The organism is Paenibacillus nuruki (genome assembly GCF_963311185.1).
GTDB classification, from domain to species: Bacteria; Bacillota; Bacilli; order Paenibacillales; family Paenibacillaceae; genus Saccharibacillus; species Saccharibacillus nuruki.
Genome location: NZ_OY725677.1, coordinates 345,731 through 362,818, shown reverse-complemented (window position 1 = coordinate 362,818; position 17,088 = coordinate 345,731). Strand labels below are relative to the sequence as shown.

The following is a 17,088-nucleotide window of genomic DNA, read 5'->3' as shown; positions in this document are numbered from 1 at the left end:
TCGTCTCAAAGGACGAAAGGACTTAGCTCTCGCGGTACCACCTTTGTTTCGCCCATGTATAAAAAAGCCCATGAACGACACTCCGAGGCAGATAACGGCTGCTACCGGTCTATTCTATATATAGTGTTAGAATAATCCTCCACTTTATATTCAAATAAACAACTCCCAGGCGACTTCAATATACCGTATCCTATAGAACCTTTCAGCGCAGCAGTTCTACTCTCTTGAGGACGATATTATCTACTATTCCCGTTCAAGGTTATTGAGATCATGAATAAATCAATATTTACTCCAAATCATACCTGTTGCTACTGTCAAAGTCAATAAAAAACCTGTCATAGAGCTGACTTAAGGACGAGGTATACCTAATTGATCGACTAATTCGGTCATATCTTCAGGTAATGGATCATTTACGGTCATCGTTTGCTCTGTAAATGGGTGTTCAAAGGTCAACTGTTCTCCATGAAGCGCCTGTCGGTAAAATTCCTGACTGCCTCCATAAAGCACATCACCTATCAACGTATGTCCAGCATCACTCATATGCACACGAATCTGATGGGTTCGTCCTGTTTCTAAGGTTAAACGAACAAGACTAGCTCGAGCTGAACCATATATTTTCTCAACATGAGTGATCGCTTCTTGCCCTGTAGGAGAAACACGGCGGCGCTGTTTGTGATGGCGATCTTTACCGATTGGTTGATCAATCACCGTTAATCCATCACTTACTTTGCCTTGCACAATCGCGATATATTTACGATCAATCGTTTTAGATCGCATCTGCTCATCTAACTTCGATAAAGCAAATTCATTTTTAGCATATAATACAGGTCCTGTTGTATCTTCATCTAAACGATGGACATGACGAACAGCACACTTCTGATCCGTTTGTTGATAATGATCTGCGACGGCATGTGCTAAAGTAATCGTTGGGTCAGAAGCTTCAGACGGATGAACATTCATGCCAGCTGGCTTATGCATCACCAGAACATAATCATCTTCATACAGTACTTTGACACGATCATGCGGCCGAGGATCAAATCCATAATCCATCGGTGGAAATAGGCGAAGCCGGATATGGGCTCCGTCTATTTTCACTTCACCTTTGGAATGAAGTCTGCCGATTAATTTAACTGGAACCGACACTTCTTCTAACCACTGCATAACTGCTTTATGTCTGGCATTGCCTTCTGCTTGTAGAAGATCATTATGCGGTGTGATTTCTAACCATTCTCCATCTCTTACCGAACATTCAGCAAGAATAGAAGGTGACTTGTGATCAGATACAGCATTAGATGCATTGATCATGATTGCAAAGACTTCATCACTTCATAATGAGCTGCTATCGTCTGTTCAATATCTTCGTCACTGTGAACACCCGATACAAACATACCTTCAAATGGAGATGGAGCTACACTGATTCCACGATCTAACATGGCTCCAAAGTAACGCTTGAACATATCCATATCACTTGCTTTGGCAGACTCATAATCAGTAACCGGTCCTGCTGTAAAGAATGGACAAACCATCGAACCTACACGATTAACAGTCAACGGAATACCAAACTCAGCCGCATTCTTTTCAAAACCTGCTTGCAAACGAGCAGAGATATTTTCTAAACGCTCATAGACTGCTGGTGTTAACAGACTCAATGTTGTATACCCTGCTGCCATCGCTAATGGATTACCGCTCAATGTTCCTGCTTGATAAATAGGCCCTGTTGGCGCAACTTGCTCCATAATCTCACGTTTACCACCGTACGCACCTACAGGTAAGCCACCACCAATGACTTTACCTAGACATGTTAAGTCTGGGGTTACACCATAACGTCCTTGTGCACAATTCAGATCGACACGGAAACCAGTCATCACTTCATCGAAAATAAGCAGACTGCCATATTGAGTTGTAATATCACGTAATCCTTGTAAAAATCCAGGTTGTGGTGGAACAACACCCATATTACCAGCAACAGGTTCTACAATAATACAAGCAATCTCTTCACCAAAGCGTTCAAAAGCCAAACGCAACGATTCAAGATCATTATAAGGAACGGTAATTGTATTGGTAGCTACTGATTCAGGAACACCCGGACTATCTGGTAAGCCTAACGTTGCTACACCAGACCCTGCTTTGATCAATAGACTATCAGAATGACCATGATATGAACCTTCAAATTTCAAAATCTTGTTACGCTTGGTATAGCCACGAGCGAGACGAATCACACTCATCGTCGCTTCTGTTCCCGAGTTAACCATACGAACAATATCCATAGAAGGAACACGTTCTACAACAAGCTTCGCCATTTTCGTTTCTAATTCAGTTGGTGCACCAAAGCTTGTTCCTTTGATCGCTGTTTCTTGTAGAGCACGTACCACATCAGGATGCGCATGCCCCATAATGAGGGGTCCCCAAGAACCGATATAATCAATAAAGACATTACCATCAATATCGTATAGACGTGAACCTTCACCACGTTCTGCATAAATTGGAGTCAATCCTACTGTTTTGAATGCACGAACAGGACTATTTACGCCTCCCGGAATATATTGTTTTGCTTCTTCAAAAGCCTCTCGTGAACGTTCATCACGACGAACAGAATGAGTAGATTCCATGAGCAAATACCTCCATCAATTTATTTATTTTTAGCTGAATTATTGTTCTTCACGTAACCAGCGTACAACGTCTTTGGAGAAATAAGTGATAATCATATCTGCTCCTGCACGTTTGAAGCCAAGCATCATTTCAGTTACGATCCCACGTTCATTAATCCATCCGTTTTGTGCAGCGGCTTTGACCATTGCATATTCACCACTTACATTATAAGCAACCAAAGGAAGATCAAAGTTCTCACGCACTGCACGCAATACGTCCATATAAGCAAGAGATGGTTTGACCATCAACATATCTGCGCCTTCAGCAACATCACTTTCTGCTTCACGCAATGCTTCACGCACATTAGCAGGGTCCATTTGATATGATTTGCGATCACCAAATTGTGGTGCCGATTGAGCAGCTTCACGGAATGGACCGTAGAATGCTGACGCATATTTAACTGCATACGACATAATCGGAATATCTTTATATCCTGCTGCATCTAAGCCTTCACGAATCGCATACACAAATCCATCCATCATATTGGAAGGAGCAATAATATCTGCACCTGCTTCCGCTTGGGATACTGCTGTTTTTACTAACAATGCTAATGATTCATCGTTATCCACTTCTGCTTCAATATGACCATCACATTCATGTGCATGCACAACACCGCAATGTCCATGATCTGTAAATTCACATAAACATGTGTCTGCAATCACTAATAGGTTCGGGTAATTTGCTTTGATCCAACGAGTCGCTTGTTGTACCAGACCATCTTGAGCATAAGCACCTGTACCTACACTATCTTTTACTTCAGGGACTGCAAATATTAATACTGCTGGAATACCCAAATCCACTATTTCTTGAATTTCAGCTTGCATCGTATCTAATGAAAAATTATATACGCCTGGCATGGACGAAATTTCTTCTTTTACATTCGTACCATACGTAACAAAAACAGGTTGAATAAAATCACTTTTATGCAATATGGTTTCTCTTACCATGCTACGAATAGCAGGCGTTTTGCGAAGACGACGGTGACGTGAAAAAGGTTGGCTCATGATAATGATATTCCTCCTTGAATGTATAGATCTTATTTGTACTTATCATTCTTGCTAGACTAGATAAATAAAACCGACCAGCACTTGCAAGGTCGGCATATCTGATGTCGATCATCAATTTACATATTACACATCTATTAATACATCAGCATTCCAACGACAAAGAACATCTAACAATCCTTCAATCGTTGCTTCTTCAGCTAATAATCCTACTTTGAGACCTGCTTGTTCAGCAGTCAAAGCGGTCTGTGGACCAATACAAGCAATCATCGAGTGCTCTAGTGCTTGTACAGGATCTTCGATGCCCATACTTTTCAAAGCAGCCAGTAAATTAGTGACTGTTGAAGAACTGGTAAATGTCACTGCATGAATGGCTTCTTCTTCCAGCAACTTACGCAATTCGATATCGTCTTCTCCAACCATAACGGTCTCATACGTATCAATCTCTGTTACTTCCATATTCATTGTACGCAGTGTATCGGGTAACCATGAGCGTGCTAGGTCGCCACGTGGTAATAGAATATGTTGTCCAGCTTGTAATTGACCTTCTAAGCTGTCCAGCAAGCCTTCTGCTTGGAACTTCTCTGGTAAAGGCATAGCTGTAATCCCATGCAATCGTAAAGCTTCTAATGTAGCAGGACCGACAGCTACAATCTTCGCACGATATAATGCACGAATATCTTGAGCATGTTGTCTCAAATGTTCAAAGAAGTACTCTACTCCATTAACACTTGTGAAGAATACCCAATCATATTTTTGCAAATTCGATAAGGCTGTACCGATATTTCGTATACTTTCTTCAGCAACAGGTAACCTTGTCTCGATCACTGGATACTCGTAAGGTTCCCCACCCAGTTCATCGATTCGGTTCACCAGTTCACTCGCTTGACTACGTGCACGAGTCACTAGAATTCGCTTCCCGAATAGAGGCAACTCTTCGACCCATTTTAAATGTTCACGCTGGTTCACCACTTCGCCTACCACAATTACAGCAGGGGGCTTGAATCGTGCGGCTTCAACTTTAGCTGCTATATCTTCAAGTGTACCTACCAATGTCTCCTGCTCCGCTCGTGTTCCCCAGCGGATCAAAGCGACCGGTGTAGAATTTGGTCGTCCGTGCTTAATCAATTGCTCGCTAATATAGCCGATCTTGGCAACGCCCATCATAAAGACAAGTGTACCTGTAGCGTTAGTCACCTTATCCCAGTGAATACTTTGATCTAATTTATCTGGACTCTCATGCCCTGTAATAATTGATAAAGAAGAAGCAAAGTCACGATGAGTTACAGGAATACCAGCATAAGCAGGCACAGCAATCGAAGAACTGATACCCGGTACAATTTCGTAGGGAATCTGATGTTGACGCAGTAATTCAGCTTCTTCTGCTACTCTACCAAAGATCGTCGGATCTCCACCTTTAAGGCGCACGACCACTTTGCCCTGTAGAGCTAAATCAACCAATAACTGATTAATCTCTTCTTGCTTCATTGTATGACGATCAGGCAATTTACCGACATAGATTTTCTCGGCTCCTGGCTTGGCTTGCTTGAGCAACCGTGGACTTGCTAGACGATCATATACAACGGCATCTGCAAGACCTATGCATTCCCAGCCCCGAAGCGTTATTAACTTCAATGCTCCCGGACCTGCCCCTACCAAATACACTTTACCGGTCATACACTCATCCCCTTACTTCTGCCAGTATCCGATCTGCTCCCTGACTTTTCAGTTGTGCTGCTACAGCAATACCCAGTGCTACAGGGTCTGTACCCTGCATCGTTTCTTTCAACATAATACTACCATCCGGTGTAGCAACCATTCCTGTTAATTGTATAATATTTTGCTCTTCAGTCCCATCCGAACTTTGTAGACGTACAGCATAGGCACCAATAGGAACCTGACAGCCCCCATTTAATTCAGACAAAAAAGTACGCTCAGCTGTTACAGTTACCGCAGTAAGATCATCATTATACAAAGACAGCAATTGCAACATTTCAATATCATCTGCACGACATTCGATTCCAAGTGCCCCTTGCCCTACTGCTGGCAGACAGATTTCTGTCGGTAAAAAAGAAGTGATTCGATCAGACCAGCCCATACGTTCCAAACCTGCCGCTGCTAACATAATAGCGTCAAAGCCTTCAGTTTCAAGCTTACGCAAACGTGAATCAATATTTCCCCGAATCGATTCGATTTGTAGATCAGGACGATATAATTTGAGCTGACTTGCACGTCTCAAGCTACTTGTACCCAGTCTAGCTCCTTGAGGAAGTTCTTCTAAGGAACAACCTGTACGTGTAATTAAGCAATCTCTAGGGTCGACTCTTGGAGGAATCGCTCCATTGATAAGCCCTTCTTGTAATTCAGAAGGCATATCTTTCATACTGTGCACAGCCATATCGATCTCACCATCAAGTAACGCTTGCTCGATCTCTTTGACAAATAGACCTTTTCCGCCGACTTTAGATAAAGTCACATCCAGAATACGGTCTCCTTTGGTAATAATCTTTTTAATTTCAAAATGAACATCTAATCCCTGCTCTTCACTAATCGCTGTTAACGCATCAATCACATGACCTGTCTGTGTCAAAGCTAGAGCACTTTGTCTACTCCCTACTACAATCGTACGCATATATTCATCTCCTGAGCTCATTGTATTCAATAGTCTATTATTCTATTGATTGGTTGATCCAGTGTTCTATTTGTTGTTCATTCCAGGGTTCAAAGATCCCCTGACGAATCTCTTCTAAAATAGAAAGTGACATCGCTTGATGTAGCAATGATTTACGTAAAGATTCATCGCTTACTTTTTGAGCAATGGTTTCTCGTAAATGATACAGAAAATCAATATAAATCTCATATTCGTTACCGAAATGTTGATTGATCTCTTTTGCAATATATCGACCTGCTAAAGGTCCTGCACCTGAGGTGGCTACAGCTATCGTCAATCGTCCACGACGAATCACATTCGGATTGATAAATGTACTTTGCTCACGCTGATGAGCTACGTTTATAGGAATACGATAAGTTTTGGCTTCGGTAGCAACCTGATTATTGATCTCTGGCACCGAAGTCACTGCATGTACTAGAAAATAAGGTCTGTAACCAAATTCACTAAGTTTCTCATCTGAAGTACAGTGATAAGCTATATCTCCTGTCTGATACTCACGAGCATGCCAGATCAGCTGTTGCTGATTGACTAACTGTTGTAACTTAGGAGTCAGTGTAGGGCTGATAATCGTAAGTATCGCTCCTGCTTGAAGTAGAGATATACTTTTACGTTCAGCCACTTGACCACCGCCTATAATCAGACAAGCTTGATCTCTACAGTCCAACATAATAGGTAGATAATGAATAGAATCACTCATACACCCACCCATTGATGAAAAGCAGACCAAGAATTAGAAACAAAATTTAAAATAAACAAGATATATCCTAAGATTGCCCAGATTGCCATCGTATTGGCTGAGTAATTGCGCATTTTCTTTGTTGCAAAGAAAGCTACATATACGCATAACGCTAACAAAGTGAACACCACTTTGGAATCGAGCAAAAGAATATATCGACCTTCTGCTACAATCGACATCAATGCCACAATCAAAGATACAATCAGTACCGGCGTACCGATTAACATCGCTGTATACGTATACTTTTCCATACTTTCTAAGCTAGGTAGACGGCGAACCGTATTATCCCATTTTTTCTGTTTTAATTTACGATGTAAAAATAGATACATTGAACCAAAAACAGCAGCTACTGTATAAGCGGCAAAACTAATATTAGCGAATATCACATGTAAAATTAATAGTCCATGAACCGTATCCCAACCTGTAGGGAGTACACCTTCACCCGGTGAATGAAGACGATTTTGCACCATAGCACAAAAGCCGATTACATTTAACAGCAATACGGCATAATCAGTCTTCAATACCTTTTCGATAAAAAAGGAAATCAATATTAAAATAAAAGTCAGTACAAAGAAAAAGTCATACGTTGAAAATAAAGGTAACGTTCTCTCCTCTATCGTTCGAATCGTAATACTGACAATTTGGATCACAAATACCAAAATAAGAAACCCTGTGCCTAACCGCTTCGCCCTCGGATTGCGACGAATGCAATCCGAGAAATAAAACAGAAGGCTCAGGGCGTATAAATAAATAATAATATCGTATAACAGGTTAAAAAGCGTCAAAGCGAATCACCTGCCTATAGGGTTGCGGGAGCGAAAGACCCAAAACTACCTTCTAATCCCAATTTATTAGCTTGCACAGGCGACTGTGCTTTAGAAACTTCGCTTTGATTGACTTGATCTGCTGCATCTTCAAGCTGATCTTCTAAAGCAAATATTCGAGTGAACAAATCAAGTGCTTCAGCCCCATCTTTCTCGGCAGCCATTTCTTTAATACGATGAATAGGTTCGTGATTCATCTGATTCACGATACTCTTGGTTAAACGACTGATCACTTTACGTTGTCTTTCATCTAACTCTGGTAATTTATTAAACAAACTTTCTAGTGTCTCTGCATGAATATCGGCTCCACGTTCTTGTAAAGCACGAATCGCTGGACGTACGCCCAATGTTTTGAGCCATTGATTAAAAGATTCTACTTCTTCACGGATCATACGCTCAATCTTAATCGATTCTGCGCGGCGCATTTCCATATTGCTTTCTACAATGCCTTCTAAATCATCAATATCATACAAAAATACATTGCTAATATCGCCAATTGCTGGATCAATATCGCGCGGAACCGCTATATCAATCATAAACAAAGGACGAGACTTACGCAATTTCATACTTTGAGCAAGCGTATCTGCACTCAGTACATAACCTTGTGCTCCTGTAGAACTGATCAGAATATCCACTTGATGCAAACGATCCATCGCTTGTTCGATTGTACACGGGGTACCGTTGAACTTATGCGCAAGCTCTTGCGCACGTCCAAGTGTACGGTTCGCTACAATCACTTCAGCTGCTCCATTTGCATAGAGATGCTTCACCGTAAGCTCACTCATTTTACCAGCGCCTAGAATCATAATCACTTTATTATGAAAAGCACCGAAAATGCGCTTGCCTAATTCTACTGCTGCGTAACTGATCGAAACTGCACTTTCACCGATCATTGTTTCTGAATGTGCACGTTTGCCCAGTGTGACAGCTTGCTTAAACAACATATTAAACCACGTACCTGTAGCTTTATTTTCTTGCGCCCATTGGAATGAACGCTTTACTTGACCCAAAATCTGAGTCTCACCGAGCACCATCGAATCCAATCCACAAGCTACACGAAAAAGATGACTAATTGCTTGTTCATCTTCATATATATATAAATGCTGTGTAAATTCCTGACGGGGAATACCGAACCACTGCTCCATAAAGGTACGAATAAAATGTCCACACATATGCAGACGATCCAGTACCACGTAAATCTCCGTACGGTTGCAAGTCGCTACAATAGTCCCTTCCAACACACTCTTAGTTTCTCTGAGCTGCCGGAGCGCCTGCGGTAAATCTTCGTCCGCAATAGCAAACCGTTCTCTCACTTCAACGGGTGCTGTGCGGTAATTCAATCCGACAACAACGATGTGCATTGCAAGTTCACCTGCCTAATCTAAAAGTCATTTCTCTATACGTTCATTAACAATACGTTAATTATATCACAGCTAAATTACGAATTTCGCCGTTTTTATGAAATGTTTATGAAATCATCATCGGAAAATAGACACAATTTCTTTATGATTGACAATAATCAAAATATTTCATATCATCCAATCCCATCTTTCAAAAGAAATAGCCATAGGTAAACCCCTATGGCTATTGTGTAAAACCTATTTCATTTTAATCTTTTGCTTGTACAAGCAAAGTTTATATTATTGATTGATAAGTTCAATGGATTTGATCTCAGGTGTTTCCACTTGAAGTTCTCCCAAACCACGAACTAATTTTTTGGCATACGTTTTCTCAGGTTTCAGAACGGATACCAGGTAGTCAATAGCTAACTGTGGATCTACGGTTTCTCCGCAGGTATAGCAGTCAATAGCCGCGAATCCTCTCTCAGGATATGTGTGAATTGAGAGGTGACTCTCCGACAACAAAACAAGTACTGTAGCACCTTGTGGTTCGAATTGTTTGGCTTGAACAGACATTACTGTTGCTCCGCATGCTTCAGCTGCATCAACCATATGAGCTTGCAAAACCTCAGCATTATTCAGCATATCAAAATCTACACCCCAAGTATCAACAGCAACGTGTCTTCCGAAAGTTGAGTATTCCATCTTCCGGTTCCCCCTTCCTAGGAATAAAATGTTTGAAAAATTTCATCCGCTAGGACCTACGTCATTCACTTCCCGAGGGTTTTAGCTCTCGCAACATTACTATGTCCTGAGTGAATCCTGGTTCCTAATATTATTTTCAACGAGATTAAAAATAACATCTATCTCCATGAAATGCAAGCCTTTTTGCAATATTCATTAAATATTTAAAGATTCATTATTACAGCAGATTGCTCATTCATTTTTATGTATAAATATAATACGGGTGAAATAAAAAAACCTGTTCTCCTTCAAAGGAAAACAGGCGTTAGATCTGATGTTAAGCTTCCATACGGAACAATTGACTTGACTGAACCTTTAATTCTTGATCAATCTGATCGTACGGTCCTTCTGAAGCTAACCGTTGATCTAATAATCGATCCACTATACTCCGTACTAATTCAATATCAGTCTCAACAGATACGGATTGCCATTCGCTCTTCATATCTATTGCTGTGTTTTTGTGTTGGTAAATCATTTTTTCATGTTCGCCTGTACATTCTACAATCTGGCGAACAGAACCCTGTTCGTAATGATATCTCATCGTAAATCCATGATAAATGCGATTTACAACACCATTACCTTTAAAAGCAACAAATAATTTGCGTACTATATTTGTTAACTGCGGATTTACCAAGCGGAAAGACAACTCACAGACATAGCTTCCTTCTCTGAGGTCAAAAGGTAAATGCACTTCTTCTCCGTTTTTCACTCCGAGAACAATTTCCTGATTTCCGTTATCAAGTATTTTCACTCGATGATGGATCTGAGGGTCTTCGGCATAATGGACAAACTGGGACATTTGAGCTTTCGACAACTGTAAACTGGCTTTAATATATTCTGTGGCTAACCGCTGAGCCATAAAAATCTCCTCAATTCTTTTAACATTCCAATATATTCATTATACATCATCTGCGAAACGCTATGCTTGTGATCAAGATGAATGATTTTCACCATATTCCAGAAAAAAACGGAACAATCCCCGTAAAGTTCTAAAGAACGGCCTGAATACTCACTTTTCTATACAAACTTCTTCGTTTTGCTGACCTGTTCGTGACTTTATTGATTGCTATGAGGGGGTTCGGACTCTTCTGTTTTTGGTTGGTGCTCTTCGTTATCATTCTCTACTTGTGCATACTCTTCTTCCTCTTCTGACTCTGGAAGTGCAAAAGCATAACGTTCGATGACGGACCATAATTCATCTTTACCCAATCCTGTTTCAGATGAAAACAGCACAAAATCATCTTCAGGTACAAAGCTCAAACCGTGCTTAACGATTTTGACATGCTTGTCCCATTTACTACGTGGAATCTTATCGGCTTTGGTCGCTACAATACATACATCACGTTCGTAGTATTTGAGCCATTCATACATAATCACATCATCTTTGGAAGGCGGATGACGAAGGTCGATTACCAGTACTACCATACGTAATGTTTCACGCTCAAGTAGATACTTTTCAATCATTTTACCCCAAGCTTCACGCTGGCTTTTGGAGACTTTGGCATAACCATATCCAGGAAAATCGACGAAATACATCGATTCGTTGATCATATAGTAGTTAAGATGTTGAGTTTTACCTGGTGTTGCACTGGTACGTGCCAGGTTTTTACGGCTAATCAAGCGGTTAGTCATTGAAGATTTACCTACATTAGATCGTCCTGCTAGAGCAATCTCTGGCAACCCATCTTCCGGGTATTGGTTCGGACGCACCGCGCTAATAATAAATTCCGCGCTATTTACTTTCATAATTACAAGTTCCCCTTTAGTTAGAAGTTGAAGGTAAATCGCTGAACAGTTAGCTTCAATCGCTCCATAAATAGATTATTCTTTCGATCGCTGTTAAGATCAAATATCTTGAAATACTGCTGATCGCAGTAGATATTTGATCTTAAAGGCGAGCGCTTCGCTTCTATCGAATAATTCTATTTACTTCGCTACGGCTAAAAAAGTTCTGCTATCCCTTACAACGGATTAGTAATAGTATAGCACATCAAATAAACGGAATCGCTCTATTTTACTGCTTATAGAACGATTCCGTTGGTTGGTTGTTATGAAGTTGAGCTTTTTTAGATTAAAGGTTGGATCGTTTCAGGTGTTTCTTTTAGAGCGATAAGTGCTTCTTCTAGTACCTGATCCATATGAGATACTGGAACAAAGGTAAGATCATTTCTTACGCTTTCTGGGATGTCACGTAAGTCGCGTTCGTTATCCATAGGAAGTAAGATTTTTTTGTATCCTGCACGGTGAGCAGCTAGCGTTTTTTCTTTTAAGCCACCAATCGGCAATACACGTCCACGTAGTGTGATCTCACCTGTCATAGCAACTTCTTTAGATACAGGGCGACCGGTCAATGCGGAAATAAGAGCTGTTGCGATCGTGATCCCTGCGGAAGGGCCGTCTTTGGGAATAGCGCCTTCTGGAATATGAATATGAATATCATTTTTTTCATGGAAATCGTCTGCGATATGCAGGGTTTTGGCTTTGGAGCGTGTGTAACTGAATGCAGCTTGTGCTGATTCTTTCATGACATCGCCTAGTTTACCTGTCAGCATTAATTTACCACTACCCGGTACAACTGTCACTTCGATCGTTAGCGTTTCTCCGCCAACTTCTGTCCATGCTAGTCCGGTTACACTACCGATTTGATCTTCTTTTTCAATCAAACCATAACGGAATTTAGGTACGCCTAAATAATCTTTGATTTGATCAGGTTCAATCGATACTTTTTCTAAATTATCTGAGACAATCGCTTTCGCTGCTTTACGACACAATGCAGCGACTTGCTGTTCTAAGTTACGTACACCGGATTCACGTGTATACTCACGAATCATGCGTAACAAAGCATCTTCGCCAATTTCTAATTGCTCAGGCGTTAGACCATGTTCTTCGGTCTGCTTAGGCAATAGATACTGCTTAGCAATCTGCATTTTCTCAAGTTCGGTATATCCCGGAATAGAAAGCATCTCCATCCGATCCAATAATGGACGAGGAATACTTTGTACACTATTGGCTGTCGTTACAAACATAACGTTCGATAGGTCAAACGGCACTTCGATGAAATGGTCACTAAACGTATTGTTTTGCTCGGGATCAAGCACTTCCAACAATGCCGCCGAAGGATCACCACGGAAATCAGAAGCCATTTTATCAATTTCATCCATTAAGAATACTGGATTGGTTGAACCAGCTGTTTTCATCCCTTGAATAATACGTCCAGGCATAGCACCTACATACGTACGACGATGCCCACGAATCTCAGCTTCATCACGTACACCACCTAATGAAATACGCACAAATTCACGTCCTAATGACTTGGCAATCGAACGAGCGAGTGACGTTTTACCCACACCCGGAGGTCCAACTAGGCAAAGAATAGGACCTTTTAGCTTTTTCACTAATTTCTGTACCGCTAGATACTCAAGTACACGTTCTTTGGGCTTGTCGAGTCCATAGTGATCTTCATTCAAAATCGCTTCTGCATGATGTAGATCCAGATCATCGTCTGTCGATTTCGACCACGGCAAGCTGATTAACCAGTCTACATAGTTGCGAATAACACTACCTTCCGCAGAACTAGCAGGCATTTTCTCTAAGCGATCGATTTCTTTTTCAATCTTCTCTTGCACTTTCTCAGGTACTGTAAGTTCAGATAGTTGCTGGCGCAATTCTTCCACTTCACCCGCTCTACCTTCTTTTTCACCTAGCTCTTTTTGGATCGCTTTCATTTGTTCACGCAAATAATATTCACGTTGTGTTTTTTCCATTTGTTTTTTAACACGTTGGTTGATTTTGCGCTCTAATTCTAGTACTTCACGTTCATTATTTAAAATATCTAACAAACGTTCCAAACGAGCACGAATATCTACAGTTTCCAAAATATCTTGTTTGTCTTTGATCTTGATCAATAGATGACTGGTAATTACATCTGCTAATCGACCCGGTTCTTCAATATCAGATACCGCTGCTAATGTCTCTGGCGTTACCTTTTTGGACAAATTAATATAATGTTCAAATTGAGTCAATACCGTCCGCATCAATGCGCTAACTTCCGGATCATTGGTTTCTTCTTCCGGTAGCTCTCTCGCTTGAACTTCATAATATTCTTCATTATCAATATATTGAATAATTTCTGCACGTTCCAGACCTTCAACAAGTACACGAATCGTTCCATTAGGCAGCTTCAACATTTGTCTGACTTTAGCTACCGTACCGATTCTAAAAATCTCGTCCTCGCTCGGCTCTTCGATGCTGACTTCCGATTGCGAACAAAGAAGAATTAAATTATCGTCAACCATCGCTTTTTCTAATGCCTTTACAGATTTATCTCGTCCTACATCCAGATGCAATACCATACTTGGATAGACAAGTAGTCCTCTCAAAGGCAGTAAAGGAAAACGACGCCCCTTATTTTTATTTGGTCCCATCGCTTTCAACCTCCTATGCTTGTGCGTATCATACTGCCTATATCATTCCTAGTTTACCAAATATCACATTGAAAAACCAATGATCCTCCAACCGATCAAATTTAGCTTAAATTCATGTAAAAAAAGATACTGATTGAGGCAACTTCCTCTACCAGTATCTTTAAGTTTACGTTATATCATTAATCAAAATATTTACTTAGCTGCAGGTGCATGACGTTCTTCGCGACCTGGAATTTTACCTGTTGCTTCAAAAGCGACAACAATCGCATCGATTTCTTTTTTCAATTCGACAACCATGTCTGCTTCTGGCACTTTACGAATCATTTTACCGTAGCGGAAAAGTAGTCCTTCTCCACGAGCACCAGCGATACCGATATCAGCTTCTTTCGCTTCACCCGGTCCATTTACTGCGCAACCCAATACAGATACTTTAATCGGCACTTTCAATTTGGAAATATACTCTTCAACCTCATTCGCAATCGAGAATAGGTCGATATCCAAACGTCCACAAGTTGGGCAAGATACCAATGTTGCTGCATTCGTAATCAATCCGAATGTTTTGAGAAGTTCACGAGCTACTTTCACTTCTTCTACAGGATCAGCACTCAAGGAAATACGTACAGTTGAACCGATTCCTAAGGCTAATAGGGCACCGATACCTGCTGAACTCTTGATTGTTCCTGCATTCAATGTTCCTGCCTCTGTAATTCCTAAATGAAGTGGATAAGGAATCACTTTAGCCGCTTGGCTATAAGCTTCGATCGCCATTGGCACATCAGATGCTTTCAGCGAAACGATAATATCGTGGAAATCCAGTTCTTCCAAAATACCGATATGGAATAATGCACTTTCTACCATTGCTTCTGGTGTTGGGTAACCGTATTTCTCAAGCAAATGATTTTCAAGTGATCCTGCATTTACACCGATACGAATCGGAATATTTTTTTCTTTACAAGCACGTACAACAGCTTCGACTTTATCACGTCTACCGATATTACCCGGGTTGATACGTACTTTGTCGATTCCATTTTCGATCGCAAGTAAAGCTAACTTATGGTTAAAATGTATATCCGCTACTAGAGGGATATGAATACGTTTTTTGATTTCTTTAATTGCTTCTGCTGCTTCTTCGTTATTAACAGTTACACGAACAAGCTGGCAACCTGCTTCTTCTAAACGAAGGATTTCAGCTACAGTTGCTTCTACATCTGCTGTTTTGGTTGTACACATACTTTGAATCAAGACTTCATTACTGCCACCAATTGTCAAATCTCCGACTTTCACCGGTCTTGTGTTTTCTCTCAAAAACATTTATTTTGCTCCCTTACATGTGGGCTTAATCGCAAACCAGCCTTTATTCCACAAAGGAAAAAGGCCGGCGCGTTATCTATGAACATCATAGAAGAAACGCATACTCAACCTTTACGTCAAGTTATTATGCACTTTCTTCTTGCTTTTTATCTTTGCCTGTCTGCAATTCTGGAACCACTTTGTCCTCAACGACTTGTTGAGTAATAACACATTTGGTTACATCGTCACGAGACGGTACTTCATACATCACATCAAGCATAATGCTTTCGATGATCGCACGAAGTCCACGAGCACCTGTGTTGCGTTTGATCGCTTCACGGGAAATCGCTTCAAGTGCACCTTGTTCGAATACTAATTCTACATTGTCCATTTCCAACATTTTGGAATATTGTTTTACCAATGCATTTTTAGGTTCGGACAAAATACGTACCAATGTCTCTTCATCTAGTGGTTCTAGAGCAGAGATAACTGGCAAACGTCCTACAAATTCAGGAATCAATCCGAATTTAAGCAAATCTTCTGGCAATACCATACTCAAGTATTCGCCTGCTTTCAATTCTTTTTGACCTTCATTGTTAGAGTTAAAACCGATTACTTTTTTACCGATCCGGCGTTTGATATATTGTTCCAGACCGTCAAAAGCACCACCTACGATAAACAAGATGTTAGTGGTATCGATTTGAATAAATTCTTGATGAGGATGCTTACGTCCGCCTTGTGGTGGAACAGAAGCAACAGTACCTTCTAGGATTTTCAGCAATGCTTGCTGAACACCTTCACCGGATACGTCACGAGTGATTGAAGGATTTTCAGATTTACGAGCTACTTTATCGATTTCATCGATATAGATAATGCCGCGTTCTGCTTTTTCTACATCATAATCAGCAGCTTGGATTAATTTAAGCAAGATGTTTTCAACATCTTCCCCTACATAACCTGCTTCTGTTAGTGAAGTAGCATCAGCAATAGCGAAAGGCACATTCAAGATACGAGCCATTGTTTGCGCAAGCAACGTTTTACCAGAACCTGTTGGTCCTACAAGCATAATGTTACTTTTTTGCAATTCAACGTCTTCGATTTTACTTTGTGAATTTACACGTTTGTAGTGATTATATACAGCTACAGACAATGATTTTTTGGCTTGATCTTGTCCGATAACGTATTGATCCAAAATCGCACGGATTTCTTGTGGTTTTGGGATATCTTTAAGATCTAACTCTTCTTCATGTCCCAATTCCTCTTCAACGATCTCTGTGCAAAGTTCGATACATTCATCACATATATAGACACCAGGACCTGCTACAAGCTTACGGACCTGATCTTGAGATTTTCCGCAAAAAGAACATTTAAGTTGTCCTTTTTCATCATTAAATTTAAACATGCAA

General features: G+C 40.6%; 14 protein-coding genes and 1 other annotated feature. All 14 genes read right to left on the bottom strand.

From position 1 onward, the window contains the following. Positions 1–5: 5 nt before the first annotated feature. Positions 6–266: a binding site (T-box leader), on the bottom strand. 82 nt (positions 267–348) lie between these two features. Then, positions 349–1,305, bottom strand: a complete 957-nt coding sequence (locus RCP16_RS01795; RefSeq protein ID WP_308641519.1) for an RluA family pseudouridine synthase — start codon at positions 1,303–1,305, stop codon at positions 349–351. Then, positions 1,302–2,609 (bottom strand): glutamate-1-semialdehyde 2,1-aminomutase, encoded by a 1,308-nt coding sequence (gene hemL, locus RCP16_RS01790; RefSeq protein ID WP_137223564.1) that lies wholly within the window; start codon positions 2,607–2,609, stop codon positions 1,302–1,304. Before hemL ends, RCP16_RS01795 begins: the two co-directional genes overlap by 4 nt. Positions 2,610–2,648: 39 nt before the next feature. Beyond that, on the bottom strand, positions 2,649–3,653 hold the full coding sequence (gene hemB / locus RCP16_RS01785) for a porphobilinogen synthase (RefSeq protein WP_069325520.1): 1,005 nt from the start codon (positions 3,651–3,653) through the stop codon (positions 2,649–2,651). Positions 3,654–3,779: 126 nt separating this feature from the next. Then, on the bottom strand, positions 3,780–5,330 hold the full coding sequence (gene cobA / locus RCP16_RS01780) for a uroporphyrinogen-III C-methyltransferase (RefSeq protein WP_308641518.1): 1,551 nt from the start codon (positions 5,328–5,330) through the stop codon (positions 3,780–3,782). Between the two features lie 4 nt (positions 5,331–5,334). Next, the gene (gene hemC / locus RCP16_RS01775) at positions 5,335–6,285 is read right to left on the bottom strand and encodes a hydroxymethylbilane synthase (RefSeq protein WP_069325522.1); all 951 of its coding nucleotides are present in this window, start codon (positions 6,283–6,285) and stop codon (positions 5,335–5,337) included. A 37-nt stretch (positions 6,286–6,322) separates the two neighbouring features. After that, the gene (locus RCP16_RS01770) at positions 6,323–7,021 is read right to left on the bottom strand and encodes a precorrin-2 dehydrogenase/sirohydrochlorin ferrochelatase family protein (RefSeq protein ID WP_308641517.1); all 699 of its coding nucleotides are present in this window, start codon (positions 7,019–7,021) and stop codon (positions 6,323–6,325) included. Continuing rightward, positions 7,018–7,710, bottom strand: coding sequence for a cytochrome c biogenesis protein CcsA (ccsA, locus tag RCP16_RS01765; protein WP_308642435.1), 693 nt, complete (start codon positions 7,708–7,710; stop codon positions 7,018–7,020). The genes RCP16_RS01770 and ccsA overlap by 4 nt, the downstream gene beginning before the upstream one ends. Before the next feature lie 149 nt (positions 7,711–7,859). Further along, positions 7,860–9,245, bottom strand: coding sequence for a glutamyl-tRNA reductase (gene hemA / locus RCP16_RS01760; protein WP_069325525.1), 1,386 nt, complete (start codon positions 9,243–9,245; stop codon positions 7,860–7,862). 279 nt (positions 9,246–9,524) lie between these two features. Further along, on the bottom strand, positions 9,525–9,929 hold the full coding sequence (gene speD, locus RCP16_RS01755) for an adenosylmethionine decarboxylase (protein ID WP_069325526.1): 405 nt from the start codon (positions 9,927–9,929) through the stop codon (positions 9,525–9,527). A gap of 316 nt (positions 9,930–10,245) precedes the next feature. Further along, positions 10,246–10,827, bottom strand: coding sequence for a non-ribosomal peptide synthetase module (locus RCP16_RS01750; protein ID WP_308641516.1), 582 nt, complete (start codon positions 10,825–10,827; stop codon positions 10,246–10,248). 197 nt (positions 10,828–11,024) lie between these two features. Beyond that, positions 11,025–11,714 carry a ribosome biogenesis GTP-binding protein YihA/YsxC gene (gene yihA / locus RCP16_RS01745; RefSeq protein WP_069325528.1) on the bottom strand — a complete coding sequence of 230 codons (690 nt, stop codon included), beginning with the start codon at positions 11,712–11,714 and terminating at the stop codon, positions 11,025–11,027. A gap of 320 nt (positions 11,715–12,034) precedes the next feature. Continuing rightward, on the bottom strand, positions 12,035–14,392 hold the full coding sequence (gene lon / locus RCP16_RS01740) for an endopeptidase La (RefSeq protein ID WP_308641515.1): 2,358 nt from the start codon (positions 14,390–14,392) through the stop codon (positions 12,035–12,037). 192 nt (positions 14,393–14,584) lie between these two features. Continuing rightward, the gene (gene ispG, locus RCP16_RS01735) at positions 14,585–15,703 is read right to left on the bottom strand and encodes a flavodoxin-dependent (E)-4-hydroxy-3-methylbut-2-enyl-diphosphate synthase (RefSeq protein WP_069325530.1); all 1,119 of its coding nucleotides are present in this window, start codon (positions 15,701–15,703) and stop codon (positions 14,585–14,587) included. Positions 15,704–15,827: 124 nt separating this feature from the next. Continuing rightward, positions 15,828–17,084, bottom strand: coding sequence for an ATP-dependent protease ATP-binding subunit ClpX (gene clpX, locus RCP16_RS01730; protein WP_069325531.1), 1,257 nt, complete (start codon positions 17,082–17,084; stop codon positions 15,828–15,830). Positions 17,085–17,088 lie beyond the last annotated feature (4 nt).

Coding starts and splice junctions, on each gene's coding strand:
- RCP16_RS01795 (WP_308641519.1), bottom strand. CDS start 1,305: ATGATCAATGCATCTAATGCTGTATCTGATCACAAGTCACCTTCTATT.
- hemL (WP_137223564.1), bottom strand. CDS start 2,609: ATGGAATCTACTCATTCTGTTCGTCGTGATGAACGTTCACGAGAGGCT.
- hemB (WP_069325520.1), bottom strand. CDS start 3,653: ATGAGCCAACCTTTTTCACGTCACCGTCGTCTTCGCAAAACGCCTGCT.
- cobA (WP_308641518.1), bottom strand. CDS start 5,330: ATGACCGGTAAAGTGTATTTGGTAGGGGCAGGTCCGGGAGCATTGAAG.
- hemC (WP_069325522.1), bottom strand. CDS start 6,285: ATGCGTACGATTGTAGTAGGGAGTAGACAAAGTGCTCTAGCTTTGACA.
- RCP16_RS01770 (WP_308641517.1), bottom strand. CDS start 7,021: ATGAGTGATTCTATTCATTATCTACCTATTATGTTGGACTGTAGAGAT.
- hemA (WP_069325525.1), bottom strand. CDS start 9,245: ATGCACATCGTTGTTGTCGGATTGAATTACCGCACAGCACCCGTTGAA.
- speD (WP_069325526.1), bottom strand. CDS start 9,929: ATGGAATACTCAACTTTCGGAAGACACGTTGCTGTTGATACTTGGGGT.
- RCP16_RS01750 (WP_308641516.1), bottom strand. CDS start 10,827: ATGGCTCAGCGGTTAGCCACAGAATATATTAAAGCCAGTTTACAGTTG.
- yihA (WP_069325528.1), bottom strand. CDS start 11,714: ATGAAAGTAAATAGCGCGGAATTTATTATTAGCGCGGTGCGTCCGAAC.
- lon (WP_308641515.1), bottom strand. CDS start 14,392: ATGGGACCAAATAAAAATAAGGGGCGTCGTTTTCCTTTACTGCCTTTG.
- ispG (WP_069325530.1), bottom strand. CDS start 15,703: ATGTTTTTGAGAGAAAACACAAGACCGGTGAAAGTCGGAGATTTGACA.
- clpX (WP_069325531.1), bottom strand. CDS start 17,084: ATGTTTAAATTTAATGATGAAAAAGGACAACTTAAATGTTCTTTTTGC.